The sequence below is a fragment of the Streptomyces sp. NPDC101490 genome, from assembly GCF_044767145.1.
Classification (GTDB): Bacteria; Actinomycetota; Actinomycetes; order Streptomycetales; family Streptomycetaceae; genus Streptomyces.
On record NZ_JBIWNI010000002.1, the window covers coordinates 37,851 to 52,565 of the forward strand.

Sequence of the window (14,715 nt, forward strand, 5' to 3'; positions counted from 1 at the left end):
GGCGGATCGCCGCACGGGTGCGCGCGGAGACGCCAGGGACCCTCAGGACCGGATACTGCCATCGTGGCCGCCACCGCTCTGCGCGGACGGCCTTGGGACGCCTACGCGGCATCGCCCTTTCGGATCATCATGGGGTCATCCTGCCACGGCCGGGCCCCGCACGGCCCCCGGCCACACACCCGCCCGCGGCGACGCAGGTCTCCACGGCGCGGCCGAGGCCCTGCCACAGACGGAACCGGTCGGCGACCCGCAACCGGGCACCCAAGCCCTGACCCCCCGCGCCCGACACGCCGTCATATACCCCTGACCCGGGGGCGTTTCGGCGCCATCGGGCTCTTTGCTCATTCTTTCCGGTGGGTCGCGCCGGGACCTTTCGGAGGCCCGCACCCGGCCTCATCAGGGAGGGGGCTCGGGCGGTGGTTTCTCGCCACGCCCGTCGCGGCGCGGGCGGTGCCGCAGGTTCTGTCCGGACCCTTCCCACAGCCATGTGACGTGTGAAATTGTACCCACGTTCCGCCCCAGTTTGACGGAGCATCATCAATCAATCCCCCACTGTGTCCGGCCGCGCCACCCACGCGGCCGAGCAAGGCCTGGAGGCCTAGGTGAAAACCTCCCGGATATCGGGACTGCCGTACCGCGTACGGCTCCTGACCGCCACCGTCACGTCCTGTCTGGCGCTCGGACTGCTCGCGCCGCTCAGCCAGGCCGCCACCCCGAGCCCCGCCCCCGCCCCCGCCGTGCCCGGCGCGCCCGGCGCGGAGCGGCCCGCTCCCCGGCCCGCTCCCGACCTCGCCCCGGAGACCCGCGAGGCAGACCGGACGACCGGATCCGTCGCCGCCGCCGAGCGGACCCCGTACCTCCCGCCGGCCAGCCCCGCCGCCACCGCCCGGCTCTCCGCCTCCCGGTCCCTGACCGCCGCCGCCTGCAACGTCAGCGACTTCACCAGCCGCACGGGCAGCGCCCTGGTGCAGCAGATCAAGTCCGCCGAAGCCGGCTGTGTCAACGAGCTGTTCGGCCTCACCGGCGGCGACGCCTACGGCGCCTTCCGCGAGGCGCAGATGACGACCGTCGCGAACGCGCTCCGCGACAACGCCGTCGCCTACCCCGGCGACAACAGCACCTCGACCTACCAGCTGGTGCTGTTCCTGCGCGCCGGTTACTACGTCCAGTGGTACCACTCGGCGGACGTCGGCTCCTACGGCACGACGCTGCGGACCGCGATCCGGGGCGGCCTCGACGGCTTCTTCGCCAACGCCCGCTCCAAGGACGTCACCACCGCCAACGCGGGAACCCTCGGCGAGACCGTCACCCTGGTCGACAGCGCCCAGGAGAACGTCCGTTACCTGCCGGTCGTGAAGCGGCTCCTGAACGCCTACGACGCGGGCACCTACAACTCCGTCGCGGGAATGCCCGGCGCCGTCAACAACATCTTCACCGTGCTCTTCCGCGGCCACCAGACCAGCGGCTTCCTCGCCGCCGTCCAGGCCGACCCGAGCCTGCTCGACAACCTGTACTCCTTCGTCTCCCGCAACAAGGCGCTCCTCGGCGGCGATCACGGCTACCTGCCGTACAACGGCGCCCGTGAGCTGGGCCGGTTCCTCCAGTACCCGGCCCTCCTGCCCAAGCTCAAGCCGCTGATGCGCCAGCTCGCGGACCAGAGCGCCCCGAGCGGCACCCCCGCCTACCTGTGGGCCGCCGTCGCCGAGATGGTCAACGCCTACGACCCCACGCACGCGGCCGACTACGGCACCGCCGACCACATCGCCCGGCTGCGCGCGGGCATCCTGCCGGTCAGCCACACCTGCAGCCCCTCCATCAAGGTGCTGGCCCAGCAGGTGACCGCCGACAACCTCGCGTCGGCCTGCGACAGCCTCCAGAAGCAGGACGCGTTCTTCCACGCCGTCGCCCGTGACCGGGGCCCCGTCGCCGACGACCTCAACACCACCATCGAGGTCGTGGTCTTCGACACCAGCTTCGACTACCAGGTGTTCGCCGCCGCCATCTACGGCATCGACACGGACAACGGCGGCATGTACCTGGAGGGCAACCCGGCCACCCCGGGCAACCAGCCCCGCTTCCTCGCCTACGAGGACACCCGCGTGCGGCCCGACTTCCAGGTGTGGAACCTGAACCACGAGTACACCCACTACCTCGACGGCCGCTTCAACATGTACGGCGACTTCAACGCGGGCGTGTCCACCCCGACCATCTGGTGGATCGAGGGCTTCGCCGAGTACGTCTCCTACTCCTACCGCAAGCTCCCCTACGACGCGGCCATCGCCGCCGCCGGGCGCCACACCTACTCCCTGAGCACCCTCTTCGACACCACCTACGAGAACACCAACACCGAGCGCACCTACCGCTGGGGCTACCTCGCCGTGCGCTACATGACGGAGAAGCACCGCGCCGACGTGGACGCCGTGCTCGCCAAGTACCGCACCGGCGACTGGAACGGTGCCCGCACCCTCCTGAAGACCACCATCGGCACCCGCTACGACGCCGACTTCGACGCCTGGCTGACGAGCTGCGCCGCCGGTGCCTGCGCCACCAACCCGGACCCGGGCCCCGGCCCGTCGCTGCCCGAGTGCCCCGGCGCCGACCCGCGCCAGCTGGGCCAGAACTGCTCGCGCTCCAACCTGTCGGCGACCGTCGCCAACTACGCGTACCACTACCTGTACGTCCCGGCCGGGACCCGGCAGCTGACGATCACCACCGCCGGTGGCACCGGCAACGCCGACCTCTACTACAGCGCGTCGAGCTGGGCCACCACCGGCTCGTACACCAGCCGCTCGGTCCAGTCCGGCAACACCGAGACCCTGACGGTGAACAACCCGCCCACCGGCTACGTCTACATCAGCCTGCACGCCAAGGAGACCTTCGCGGGGGCGAGCGTCTCCGTCCAGTACTGACCCGGGACCGGGCCACCGCCCGGACCGGCCCGTGGAAAGGCCGCCCCGCCCCCGTACGACACGGGGGCGGGGCGGCCCGCGTTCCTCCGCCCCGGGGCGGCCCCGCTAGCGGCCGACCTCCTTCGTCACGAGGCTGACCGCCTCGTCCACGTCGTCCGTGAGGTGGAAGAGGAGCAGGTCCCGCTCGGACGCCTTGCCGCCCGCGACGACCGTGTCGCGCAGCCAGTCGACGAGCCCCTTCCAGTACTCCGTGCCGAAGAGGACGATCGGGAAGCGGGTGACCTTGCGGGTCTGGACCAGGGTCAGCGCCTCGAACAGCTCGTCGAGGGTGCCGAGGCCGCCGGGCAGGACCACGAAGCCCTGCGCGTACTTCACGAACATCGTCTTGCGGACGAAGAAGTAACGGAAGTTCACGCCGATGTCGACGTGCTGGTTGAGCCCCTGCTCGAAGGGCAGCTCGATGCCGAGACCGACCGAGACGCCCTTGGCCTCCCTGGCCCCCTTGTTGGCCGCCTCCATGGCGCCCGGACCGCCGCCGGTGATGACCGCGAAACCGGCCTCGACGAGCGCCCGGCCGATCCGGACGCCCGACTCGTACTCCGGCGAGTCCCGCTTCGTACGGGCCGAGCCGAAGACGCTGATGGCGCTCGGCAGTTCGGCCAGCGCCCCGAAGCCCTCGACGAACTCGGACTGGATGCGCATGACCCGCCAGGGGTCGGTGTGCACCCACTCCGAGTCGCCCTCGGTGTCGAGCAGCCGCTGGTCCGTGGTGCCCGGCTGGACCTGCTCCCGCCGCCTCAGCACCGGTCCGAGTCGCTGCTCCTCGGGCTTCGCCATTCCCTCGGGAATGCCCATGGCCTGCTCCCTCCGCCGATCGGCGGCCCGCTTCCGGCCGCCGGCTGATCTTCTGGTCCGGTCAGCGTAGGACCACAGAGGTGACGAAACGCGAAATTACGGAAGTCGGGATCACGGAAATCGGACGGTCAGGCGGTCAGCCAGTCGCGGAGCCGCGCCTCGCAGTGATGGATCCGGTCCACGACGACGTGCTCGTCCCGCTTGTGCGCGTAGATGGGGTCGCCGGGGCCGTAGTTGACGGCGGGCACGCCCAGCGCGCTGAAACGGGACACGTCGGTCCAGCCGAACTTGGGCTGGGCGCTGCCGCCGACGGCCTTCATGAACGCCTCGGCCGCCGGGTGGGAGAGGCCCGGCAGCGCGCCGGGGCTCTCGTCGTCCACGACGAGGTCGGCGATGTCGCAGTCGGCGAAGACCTCCCGGACGTGCGCCAGAGCCTCGGCCGGGGAGCGGTCCGGGGCGTACCGGTAGTTGACCGTGACCGCGCAGGCGTCGGGGATGACGTTGGTGGCGACACCGCCCCCGATCGCGACCGCGTTCAGGCCCTCGTGGTACTCCAGGCCGTCGATGACGGGCTTGCGCGGCTCGTACGAGGCGAGGCGGGCGAGGATCGGGGCGGCGGTGTGGATGGCGTTGGAGCCCATCCAGGAGCGCGCCGAGTGGGCGCGCTCGCCCGCCGTGTGCAGGATCACCCGCAGGGTCCCCTGGCAGCCGCCCTCGACCTGGGCGTCGGAGGGTTCGAGGAGGACGGCGAAGTCGCCCTCCAGCCACTCGGGGTGCGCGGCGGCGATCTTCCCGAGGCCGTTGAGGTCGGCGGCGACCTCCTCGTTGTCGTAGAAGACGAACGTGAGGTCGCGGTTGGGGGCCGGGACGGTCGCGGCGATCCGCAGCTGGACGGCGACACCGGACTTCATGTCGGTGGTGCCGCAGCCCCACAGGACGCCGTCCTCGTCGAGGCGCGAGGGCACGTTGCCGGCGATCGGCACGGTGTCGATGTGTCCGGCGAGGACGACGCGCTCGGAGCGGCCGAGGCGCGTGCGGGCGACGACGTTGTTGCCGTACCGGTCCACCGTGAGGTGCGGCAGGGTGCGCAGGGCCCGCTCGATCGCGTCCGCGAGCGGCTGCTCGGTCCCGCTGACGGACGGGAAGTCGACGAGGGCCGCGGTGAGCGCGGCTCCGTCCTGGGACAGGTCGAGGATGCCGCCGTGCGCGGTGATGTCTGCCATGTGCCGACCCTAACGCGGCCTCCAGTACGGTGGGCCCCGTGTCCGACCCCACCCGCCCCGCCCGTCGCGGCCGCCTCGCCCGTTCGGCGGCCGCCCTCGCCGCGCTCCTCGGTCTCGCCTCCTACGTGGCCTTCCACCAGGTGACGGGGAGCAGAGGAACGCCCCGGTGCAGTGTCGGCAGCGGGGACAACCGGTACACCTTCACCCCGGACCAGGCGTCGAACGCGGCGACGATCGCCGCCGTCGGCACCGGCCGGGGGCTGCCGGAGCGGGCGGTGACGATCGCGCTGGCGACGGCGCTCCAGGAGTCGGCGCTGCGGAACATCGAGCACGGCGACCGTGACTCGCTCGGGCTCTTCCAGCAGCGTCCCTCGATGGGCTGGGGGACGCCCGCGCAGATCCTGGACCCGGTGTACTCGGCGGAGAAGTTCTACGCGGGCCTGGAGAAGGTCCCGGGGTACTCGCGGCTGCCGCTGACGGTGGCGGCGCAGAAGGTGCAGAAGAGCGGGTTCCCGCAGGCGTACGCGAAGCACGAGCCGGACGCGGCGCTGCTCGCGGCGGCGCTGACCGGCCGCTCCCCCGCCGCCCTGTCCTGTACGACGGGCGACCCGGACGGGGTGCCGGGCGATCCGGAGCGGGTGCGGGCGGAGCTGGTGCGGGCGTTCGGGAAGGGCGCCGCGCCGGAGACGGTGACGGGCGGTCCCGGCGCGGGCCGTTCGGCGGCCGGGCCGCCGGTGCTGCTGGTTCCGGTGCGCGCGGCGCGCGGCGCGGGGGCGGCGCCGGGTGCCGGGGAGGACGAGCGGCGCGGCTGGGAGCTGGCGCAGTGGGCGGTGGCGCGGGCGGGGACGCTGCGCATCACCGAGGTGACCTTCGGGGACCGTTCGTGGCGCGCGGGCGAGGGGCGCGGCGGCTGGTCGAAGGTGTCCGGGGCGCTTGCCACGGACGGGGAATCGGTCCGCGTACGGCTCGCTTCCTAACCGGTCATACGTACGGTGGTTCACTCGGGCGCGGCATGGACGCGGAGTGGACCGGAGGAAATTCACCACGTTTCCGAGCGGCTTTTTTCGGCGTGCGCTCCGACCACCCAATTCCCTTGGGGGGCAAGAGAAGTGACGGTTCGCCAACCGGCTGCGCAATGACGTGTTCGTCCGCCTTCCTCCCCACCCGACAATACGACGCATTGCCAATTCTTTACCTTCGGCCTCCGCAACCTCACCCGCCCCAGAGCCGGTTGTCAGTGCGACCGAACACCACCTCGCACCTCGTCGAAGGAGCACCATGTCCCTCCCCATGACCCGCCGGATCGCCCGCGTCGCCCTCCTGATCGCGGCCGGAGCGGCCCCCGTGGTCGGTGCGGCCGGCTCCGCGAGCGCCCTGGACCAGAACCTCTCCCCGACCGGCGCGCTCGGCGGCCTCACCGCCCTGGACACCGCCGGAGCGGGCACCGCCGTGGACACCGCCGCGCAGACCGCGACCGGCGTCGTCGGCGCCACCGGCGCCCAGGCCGTCGGCACCGCCGTCCCCGCCGCGGGCAAGGCCGTCGGCACGGCGGGCCGCACCGCCACCCCGGTCGCCCAGAAGGTCGCGGGCGACACCGCGGGCAGCGCGGGCGAGGTCCTCGGCAAGACGGCGGGCGCCGCGGCGGAGAGCGCCGAGGGCCCGACCGGCGGCGCGCTGGGCGGCGGCCTCGGCAACCTGCCCACCGGCCAGACCCTCGGCGGCCTCCCGATCGGCTGAACCACCGGCCCCACCACCGGCCCCTCCAGGGGCTGGACCACCGGCCCCACGACGGGCCGGACCACCGGCTGGACCACCGGGGGCGCCCGCGCCGCGGCCGACGACGGCGCGGACCGCACCCGGGAACCACTGCGGGCCCGGGGAGCATGTGCTCCCCGGGCCCGCGGTGGTGTCCGAGGTCCGGAGGAAGGCCGGGCCCGAGGTACATCGGGGTTCCGGCGGACCGGCGCCCCCAAGGGGCCCGGCGGACCGGAGTCCTACAGGGTCCCGGAGTGCCGTAGCGCCCCTCCAGCCCCCCACAGGCCCCTACGGGTTCAGCCCAGTCGCTCGACGGCCGCCGCCACGCGCTCGTCCGTCGCCGTGAACGCGACCCGCACGAAACGCTCCCCCGCCTCGCCGTAGAAGTCGCCGGGCGCCACCAGGACGCCCTTCTCCGCCAGGTACGCCACGGTGTCCCAGCACGGCTCGTCCCGGGTAGCCCACAGGTACAGGCTCGCCTCGCTGTGCTCGATCCGGAAGCCGTGCGCCTCCAGGGCCGCCCGCAGCGCCGCCCGCCGGGCCGCGTACCGCTCCCGCTGCTCGGCCACGTGCGCGTCGTCACCGAGCGCCGCGACCGTCGCCGCCTGCACCGGGGCCGCCGTCATCATGCCGCCGTGCTTGCGGATCAGGAGCAGCTCGCCGAGCACCGCCGCGTCGCCCGCGGCGAACGCCGCCCGGTATCCGGCCAGGTTGGAGCGCTTGGACAGCGAGTGGACGGCGACGATCCCCTCGTACGAGCCACCGCAGACGTCCGGGTGCAGGACGGAGACCGGCTCGGCCTCCCAGCCCAGCTCCAGGTAGCACTCGTCGGAGAAGACCAGCACGCCGTGCTCGCGCGCCCAGGCCACGATCCGGGTCAGCTCCTCCTTGCCGAGGACCTTCCCGGTCGGGTTGGACGGGGAGTTGAGCCAGAGCAGCCTGACCCGGGCCGGGTCCAGGTCGGCCACCGGGTCGTCGTAGACGACGGGCGTCGCGCCGCAGAGCCGCGCGCCGACCTCGTACGTCGGGTAGGCGAGGCGCGGGTACGCCACCTCGTCCCCGGCGCCGAGTCCCAGCTGCGTCGGCAGCCAGGCCACCAGTTCCTTGGAGCCGACCACCGGCAGCACGTTCTCGTGGACGAGGCCCACCGCGCCGAGCCGACGGCCGCACCAGCCGGTCAGCGCGTCCCGCAGCTCCTTCGTGCCCCACACCGTCGGATAGCCCGGCGAGTCCGCCGCCGCCACCAGGGCCTCCTGGATCAGCGCGGGAACCGGGTCGACGGGCGTGCCCACCGACAGGTCCACGATCCCGTCCGGGTGCGCCAGGGCCGTCTTCTTGTACGGCTCCAGCTTGTCCCAGGGGAAGACGGGCAGGCGCGAAGAGACTGCGCTCACGGGTTCGCTCTCACTTCCTGTACGTACGGAGAAACGCCTCGGTCCCGCACGGCGGCCGACGCCGTACGGGACCGGATGCGGTCGATCAGCCGTTCTGCGGCGGCAGGGCGGCGATGAAGGGGTGGTCCCGCTCGATCTCACCGAGCTTGGAGGCACCACCGGGCGAACCGAGCTCGTCGAAGAACTCGACGTTCGCCTTGTAGTACTCCTTCCACTCCTCCGGGGTGTCGTCCTCGTAGAAGATCGCCTCGACCGGGCAGACCGGCTCACAGGCCCCGCAGTCGACGCATTCGTCCGGGTGGATGTACAAGGACCGCTTGCCCTCGTAGATGCAGTCGACGGGGCACTCCTCGATGCACGCCTTGTCCTTCACGTCGACACAAGGCTGCGCGATGACGTAGGTCACGCTGTCGTTCCTCCTCGATAGGGCTGGTCTGCGCGGGAGCGCGGCGTCGTCGATGCCCGCACCTAGTATCTCCGTTCTCGGGGGCGATCCGAACAGGAGGGGCGGAGAAGCTGTGGAATTCACCGGCGGCGGACGTCTTGAGGTCCGAATTACCAGCATTGACGTGGGAAAGCGTGTCTCCGTTCGGTACGTGACGGAGGACCCCGAGCCGGGCGCCAGGTTCACCGACGCGGTCGGAGTTCTCACATCATGGGACGACGCTGTGCTGCTGGTCACACGGAAGAGCGGTGAGAGCGTCCGGATCGCGGAATCCTCGCTGGTCGCCGGGAAGCTCGTCCCCGCCGCCCCGGCCCGCCGCCGGGGCCCCTCGGCCACCTTCGCCGAACTCGCGCGGGCCACCGCGCGCGCGTGGCGGCCGGTCGAGAGCGAGGCCCTCGGCGAGTGGACCCTGCGGGCCGCCGACGGCTTCACCCGCCGCGCCAACTCCCTCCTCCCGCTGGGCGATCCCGGACGGCCCGTGGAGGAGGCCCTGGAGCACGCGCGCGCCTGGTACGCGGCCCGGGGGCTCCCCGCGTACGTCCAGACCGCCACCGGCGCCGAGGGCACCCAGGAGATGCTCTGCGCCGAACTCGACCGGCTCGGCTGGCGCCGTGAGGTCTCCGCCGAGGTGCGGACCGGGGCCCTCGCCCCGATCGGCGACCTGGACGCCGACGTCTCCGCCGTCCGCCTCTCCCGTACCGTCGACGACCCCTGGCTCCGCCGCTACCAGCGCTCCGGCGAGCCGGGACCCGCGGTGCGCGCGGTCCTCGCTTCGGGCCCCAGCACCTGGTTCGCGTCCGTGCCCGGCCCCGGCGAGGTGCCCGCGGCCATCGGCCGGTGCGTCGTCGACGGACGCTGGGCCGGGTTCATGGCCGTCGAGGTCGATCCGGAACAGCGGCGCCGGGGGCTGGCGACCGCCGTCATGGCCGCCCTCGCCCGACAGGCCCTCGACGAGGGCGCCTCGGCCGCCTGGCTCCAGGTGGAGGCGGACAACGACGGAGCGCTCGCCCTCTACGACGGGCTCGGCTTCGCCCCCCACCACCATTACCACCACTACCGGTGGGCGGCGGCGTGACGCCGGACGGGTCCCCGCAGGACCCGCCGGACTGGCGGCGGGAGTTCGCCGAGGAGGCCCGCTCCGAACGGCCCGACCTGGCCCGGCTCTGCCTGCTGATCGGGGCGGTCGCCGACCCCTCCGTGACCCGGCACGACCTGAACGGGGCCGAGATCGAACTCGACCGCCTCGCCGGGCTCGTCCCGTACGCGACCCGGGTCACCGGCGACTGGAGCGGTACCCTCGCCGCGCTCCTCGGCGGCCGCGAGGGCTTCACCGGTGTTCCCTCCGACTACCAGCGGCTGGAGTCCTCCCTGCTCCACGAGGTGCTCCGGCGCCGCCGGGGGCTGCCGATCCTGCTGTCCGTGGTCTGGATGGAGGTCGCCCGGCGGGCCGGTGCCCCCGTGTACGGGCTGGGGCTTCCGGGCCACTTCGTGGTGGGCTTCGGCGACCCGGCCGATCTGGACCTCGCCGACCCGTTCGCGGGCGGCCGGGCCATGACCGGGACCGACGCGGAACTCCTGGTGGCGGGCGCGACCGGGGAGGCCCTCGACCGCTCGATGCTGCGGCCCGCCGAACCCGGCGCGATCGTGCTGCGCGTCCTCAACAACATCCGCGCCTGGGCGGCCCCCCGCCCCGAACGCTCCGACGTCGCCCTGTGGGCGGTGGAGCTCGCCCTGCTGCTGCCCTCCCACCCGGCCCGCCTCCGTCACGAACGCGCCGAGCTGCTCGTGCGGCGCGGTGACTTCCTCACCGGGGCGGCCGAGATGGAGGCGTACGCGCGGGTGATGGACGCGGTCGACCCGGAGGCCGCCGCCACGATCCGGCTGCGCGCCCGCGCGGCCCGCGCCCGGCTCAACTGAGGCCCCCGGGCCGTACGCCCGAGCCCCCGGCCGACAGGGGTCGGACGGGGGCTCGGGGCGGCTCGCGGAGGGACCGTCAGCCCTCGCCGCTGAGGTCGATCGTCTTCGTCCGCTCCGCCTCGGTCTTGCCCAGGAGGGCGTCCCGCATCACGAAGGCCACGTCGTCGGCGGACACCTGGTGCTTGGTGCCGTCACCCTTGGTGATCATGATGCCGTCGAAGGCGCCGTCGAGGAGCCGCTCGATCGCCTTCTTGTCGTAGACCTCGACCAGACGCCCGTCGATGGCCTTCATCGAGAGGATCTGCGGCAGCGAGCGCGTCGGGCCGAACTGGATCGGCTTGCCGCCCGCGATGATCGTGATGCGGCCGGACATGGCGGGCTCGGCGAACTCCCGCATGGCCCGGTCCAGCTCCGCCTTGGAGATGCTCGGCTGACGGACCGTGACCGGCAGTACGACCACCTTGGACCGGCCGGTCTCCACCTGGGCGCGGAACGCGTCCCTCACGGAGATCATCGAGTGCCGCACGTCGAGGCCCTTGCCGGGCTTGCCCTCGACCGGTGTGACCTTGCCGGGGGCGAACAGGATCGTGCCGTCGGTCGCCGAGGCGGCCGAGCCCGCGAGGTCGGTCAGCGCGACCGCCAGCTTCTCCTCGTCCACGGGCAGGACCGGGCTGGCGACCCGCTCGCCGCCGAAGAGGGAGCCGATCACCGACACCGGGTTGTAGTCGCTGCCCGCGGCGCCCCTGACGGTCTCCTGGCTGTCGAGCGTCAGACCCGCCTTGTCCGGGGCGAGCTGGACCTTGTTGCCGCCGATGTCGAGCTGGAGCGGGGTGCGGGCCCGCTTGCCCAGGGCCGCCTCCAGCGTGTTGACGGCCTCCTCCTTCGTGCCGCCGCCGATGTCCACCCCGAGGACCGTGGTGCCCTTGGGCACGTCGGAGTGGTTGAGCAGCAGTCCGGCGCCGTAGGCGACCCCCGCGAGGCCGAGGACGGCGACGGTGAGGAGGACCAGCTTGGAGCGGCCCTTCTTCGCCGGTGCGGCGGACGCCGCCGGACGCGGGGCGGGCGCGGGGGCCGGGGCGGGCGCCGCCGTCTCCTCGATGCGCGGGGTGAGGTCAGGCCGGGCCGCCTTCGGCGGGACGACCGGGATGCCGCTGGTCAGCGTGTCCCCGGAGCCGCGCCCGGAGCCGCCGCCCTGACCCGGGCCGGTGCCCGGCACCGGTGCGGGGAACTGCGGGGTCAGGATCGCGGTGTCGTCGGAGAGCCGGGGGGCGGTGCCGCCCTGGACGGTCGGGAACGGGGCGGTGGGGAACGGGGAGGCCGCGCCCTGGCCCTGGCCGCCCGGGAAGGGGGCGGGGGCGGGGGCACCCAGCGAGGCGGTACCGGTGACCGGTCCGGTGGTGGGCCCGGTGGGGGCCGCGGGTCCGGGGGGCACGGGCGTGCCGCCCGCGGGGGTCCCGCCGTACACCGGGGTTCCCCCCGCCGGGGTGCCGTCGTACCCGGGAGTGCCGTCGTACACCGGCGTACCGCCCGGGGGGGTCCCGCCGTACATCGGGGTCTCCCCCGCCGGGATGCTCCCGTACACGGGGGTTCCCCCCGCCGGGGTGCCGTCGTACGCGGGGGTCCCGTCGTACACCGGCGTACCGCCCGCCGGAGTCCCGTCGTACAGGGGCGTGCCGCCCGGCGGGGTGCCGCCGTACACCGGGGTGCCTCCGGCCGGGGTGCCCTCGTACAGCGGGGTCCCCCCGGCCGGGGTGCCGCTGTCGTACAGCGGGTTGCCGGGGGCCGGGAGCGCGGAGGTGACCGGGCGGCTCGACGGGGTGCTGCCGACCGTCGGGACGCCGGAGGTCGCCGAGCCCGCGAAGCCCGTGCCCTGGGTGTCCGGCCCGAGGGGGCCCGGAGCGGGCCTCGGGGCCTGCGCGGGGGCGGGTGCGGGTGCGGGTGCCGGGGCGGGAGCCGGGGCCTGGGGCGCCGCCTTGCGGGGGGCGAACCAGTCGCTGGGCTCCTTGGTCTTCGGCTCCTCGGCGCGCGGCGGCTCGGGGGCCGCCACCGGCTCGGGCTCCGGCTCCACGGGGGGAGCGGGCTCGGCCGCCGGTTCCGGAGCGGGCGCCTCGTTGACCGTCTTGCGGACCACGACCGGCGGGATCGGACGCGACCCCGGGATGTTGATCCGGATGCGGGTCGTCAAGGTCGTCTCGGTCTTGGGCTCCTCGGGCGGCGCGGACGCGGCGGTCTCCTCCGCCGCGTCCTGCGTGGGATGGAGCGACGGATACTGACGGGATCCGTACGGCGGGGTACCCGAGGGGTACGCGGCTCCACCGCGCCCCTGGGCGCCGGAGGACGGGCTGTCAGTCTCTCGACCAGTTTCACGACTCAAAGCAGGATCTCCCGGTTGGCTCCACCGCCCGCTCTTGCTGATGCTCGTGTTGTCCCGGGCGGTTCGGCGGCGCGCACCACCATACTGGCCGCCGCCGTCACATACCCGACCCCTGGGGCACGTACGACGGTCAATCCGGCCGAAGTCAGGCGGTCAGGGGGTCAAGTCGGCCTGTTCACGCCGTCGGACGCGGCAGCCGGGGCAGCGTGGTGCACATCACAGCGGCGGCCATGCCCCCGAAGAGGAACAGCAGCTCGCCGGCTCCGCCGCCGAACACCCCGTCGCCCTCGGGGCGTCCGAAGCTGAGCAGGATCACCGCGACGAGCCAGCCGCCGCCGCCCGCGGCGACGCCGATCTGGGTGCCGGTGGCGCGCAGCCCCCCGTAGAAGAGACCGGCGGTGGCGAGGAGGCCGAGGAGCAGACCGCCGGGGAACCAGGCGGCCTGGACGAGCGCGCCCGCCGCGCCGACGAGCAGTCCGAGGACGGCGAGGCCCGCGTACCAGGCGAGCCGGGCGTTGCGGGAGACCGGGGCGGCGACGGGGGCGCTCACGCGGTCACCCCGGCGAAGAGGTCCGTCTCGCGGGTGCCGGCGGGGGCCCCGGGGACCCCGTGCACCAGTTCGTAGTACTCGGTGGTGAAGAGGGGCTGGCCCAGGTCGTTGGAGAGGGCGAAGAACGGGCCGTCCACGGCGACTTGGGTGAGGTGCGCGGCCATCGCCGCGCTCTTGCGGGCGGTGAGCCCGGGGTCCGCCTCGATCGCGGCGGTGATGCGGTCGTCCTCGACGACTCCGGGCACGTCGCCGATGGTGGCGTCGGCGGGGAAGACGGAGCCCTCGGCGCGCAGCCGGGCGAACCCCGCCTCGGCGACCGGGCGCGGGACCCGGTTCCAGTAGATCTTGGCGATGGCGTGGGCCGGTCCGAGGTCGGGCCGGAAGGCCGGGTCGGCGGCGAGTTCGGCGGCGCGGGTGGCGACCCGGTGGGCCTGGATGTGGTCGGGGTGGCCGTAGCCGCCGTCGGGGTCGTAGGTGACGAGGACCTGCGGGCGGGTCTCCCTGATCACCTCGACGAGGTGGGGGGCGGCGGTGTCGACGTCGGTGTTCCAGAACGCGTGGGCGCGCCGGTTCTGTTCGGCGCCCATCATCCCGGAGTCGCGGAAGCGGCCGGGGCCGCCGAGGAACCGGTGGTCGGTGACGCCCAGTTCCTTCATCGCGTCGGCGAGCTCCTCGGCGCGGTGCGGACCGAGCCGGTCCTCCCGGTCGGGCGCCAGATGGGCGAGACCGGGCGGGATGACCTCGCCCTCCTCGCCGAGGGTGCAGGTGACGAGGGTGACGAGGGCGCCCTCGGCCGCGTACCTGGCCATGGTGACGCCGTTGTTGATCGACTCGTCGTCCGGGTGCGCGTGCACGAGCAGCAGACGGCGGGCGGGGAGATCGGACATGTCCCCACCCTACGAGGTCCGGGCCGGAGAAGGGTCAGGACGTGGGCTCGCTCAGAACTTGAGGCCCCCGATCATGCCCGCCACATTGGTGGTGAGGGTGCTGATGGAAGGAGCGAGGGACGAGCTGGCCAGGTAGAAACCCAGGAGTGCGCAGACCGCCGCGTGTCCGGCCTTCAGTCCGGATTTCCGGATCAGAAGGAAGACGACGATCGCCATCAGCACCACCACGGAGATCGAGAGTGCCACGGCGGTTCACCTCCACACTTCTTCGGTCAGACGTTTGAGTATGCGAACGGTTCGGGCCAGGCGCATGTGCCAGCCGGGTACATACCCACCTAGCGCTACGGATCATAACTATCCGTGCCATCGCATCGATCGGCGGACGGAGGCATGAGGGGGGCGCACA

At 73.3% G+C, this 14,715-nt stretch carries 13 protein-coding genes; 5 read left to right on the forward strand and 8 right to left on the reverse strand.

Going from position 1 to position 14,715, the window contains the following annotated elements; all coding sequences use genetic code 11:
- Nucleotides 1-602: 602 nt before the first annotated feature.
- Nucleotides 603-2,909, forward strand: a complete 2,307-nt coding sequence (locus ACIRQY_RS04010) for a M9 family metallopeptidase (RefSeq protein WP_403922340.1) — start codon at nucleotides 603-605, stop codon at nucleotides 2,907-2,909.
- Between the two features lie 105 nt (nucleotides 2,910-3,014).
- On the opposite strand, the gene ACIRQY_RS04015 is transcribed toward ACIRQY_RS04010, so the two are convergent.
- Both ACIRQY_RS04015 and dapE read right to left on the reverse strand, forming a co-directional pair.
- Complete coding sequence (locus tag ACIRQY_RS04015; protein ID WP_403922342.1) at nucleotides 3,015-3,764, reverse strand: TIGR00730 family Rossman fold protein; 750 nt, start codon at nucleotides 3,762-3,764, stop codon at nucleotides 3,015-3,017.
- 128 nt (nucleotides 3,765-3,892) lie between these two features.
- Nucleotides 3,893-4,987: a succinyl-diaminopimelate desuccinylase gene (gene dapE, locus ACIRQY_RS04020; RefSeq protein ID WP_403922344.1), complete on the reverse strand. Its 1,095-nt coding sequence runs from the start codon at nucleotides 4,985-4,987 to the stop codon at nucleotides 3,893-3,895.
- 29 nt (nucleotides 4,988-5,016) lie between these two features.
- On the opposite strand from dapE, the gene ACIRQY_RS04025 reads away from it, so the two are divergent.
- Both ACIRQY_RS04025 and ACIRQY_RS04030 read left to right on the forward strand, forming a co-directional pair.
- Nucleotides 5,017-5,964 (forward strand): hypothetical protein, encoded by a 948-nt coding sequence (locus tag ACIRQY_RS04025; protein ID WP_403922345.1) that lies wholly within the window; start codon nucleotides 5,017-5,019, stop codon nucleotides 5,962-5,964.
- Between the two features lie 301 nt (nucleotides 5,965-6,265).
- Nucleotides 6,266-6,724, forward strand: a complete 459-nt coding sequence (locus ACIRQY_RS04030; RefSeq protein ID WP_351793304.1) for an ATP-binding protein — start codon at nucleotides 6,266-6,268, stop codon at nucleotides 6,722-6,724.
- A 314-nt stretch (nucleotides 6,725-7,038) separates the two neighbouring features.
- Here the strand turns inward: ACIRQY_RS04030 and dapC are convergent, their stop codons facing one another.
- Nucleotides 7,039-8,136, reverse strand: coding sequence for a succinyldiaminopimelate transaminase (gene dapC / locus ACIRQY_RS04035; RefSeq protein ID WP_351792593.1), 1,098 nt, complete (start codon nucleotides 8,134-8,136; stop codon nucleotides 7,039-7,041).
- An 85-nt stretch (nucleotides 8,137-8,221) separates the two neighbouring features.
- Nucleotides 8,222-8,542, reverse strand: coding sequence for a ferredoxin (gene fdxA / locus ACIRQY_RS04040; protein ID WP_351792596.1), 321 nt, complete (start codon nucleotides 8,540-8,542; stop codon nucleotides 8,222-8,224).
- A 112-nt stretch (nucleotides 8,543-8,654) separates the two neighbouring features.
- On the opposite strand from fdxA, the gene ACIRQY_RS04045 reads away from it, so the two are divergent.
- Together ACIRQY_RS04045 and ACIRQY_RS04050 are read left to right on the forward strand one after the other, a co-directional pair.
- Nucleotides 8,655-9,656 carry a GNAT family N-acetyltransferase gene (locus tag ACIRQY_RS04045; protein WP_403922348.1) on the forward strand — a complete coding sequence of 334 codons (1,002 nt, stop codon included), beginning with the start codon at nucleotides 8,655-8,657 and terminating at the stop codon, nucleotides 9,654-9,656.
- A complete protein-coding gene (locus tag ACIRQY_RS04050) occupies nucleotides 9,653-10,498 on the forward strand; it encodes a tetratricopeptide repeat protein (protein ID WP_403922350.1) in 846 nt (281 codons plus the stop codon). The genes ACIRQY_RS04045 and ACIRQY_RS04050 overlap by 4 nt, the downstream gene beginning before the upstream one ends.
- Nucleotides 10,499-10,574: 76 nt before the next feature.
- On the opposite strand, the gene ACIRQY_RS04055 is transcribed toward ACIRQY_RS04050, so the two are convergent.
- From ACIRQY_RS04055 to ACIRQY_RS04070, 4 genes are all read right to left on the reverse strand, one after another.
- Entirely contained in the window at nucleotides 10,575-12,683 is a 2,109-nt protein-coding gene (locus ACIRQY_RS04055; RefSeq protein ID WP_403922352.1) for a hypothetical protein, read from the reverse strand.
- Nucleotides 12,684-13,047: 364 nt separating this feature from the next.
- Entirely contained in the window at nucleotides 13,048-13,422 is a 375-nt protein-coding gene (locus ACIRQY_RS04060) for a DUF6113 family protein (RefSeq protein WP_403922354.1), read from the reverse strand.
- Complete coding sequence (mshB, locus tag ACIRQY_RS04065) at nucleotides 13,419-14,309, reverse strand: N-acetyl-1-D-myo-inositol-2-amino-2-deoxy-alpha-D-glucopyranoside deacetylase (RefSeq protein WP_403922356.1); 891 nt, start codon at nucleotides 14,307-14,309, stop codon at nucleotides 13,419-13,421. Before mshB ends, ACIRQY_RS04060 begins: the two co-directional genes overlap by 4 nt.
- A gap of 51 nt (nucleotides 14,310-14,360) precedes the next feature.
- Nucleotides 14,361-14,555, reverse strand: a complete 195-nt coding sequence (locus ACIRQY_RS04070; RefSeq protein ID WP_188270068.1) for a hypothetical protein — start codon at nucleotides 14,553-14,555, stop codon at nucleotides 14,361-14,363.
- Between the last annotated feature and the right edge of the window lie 160 nt (nucleotides 14,556-14,715).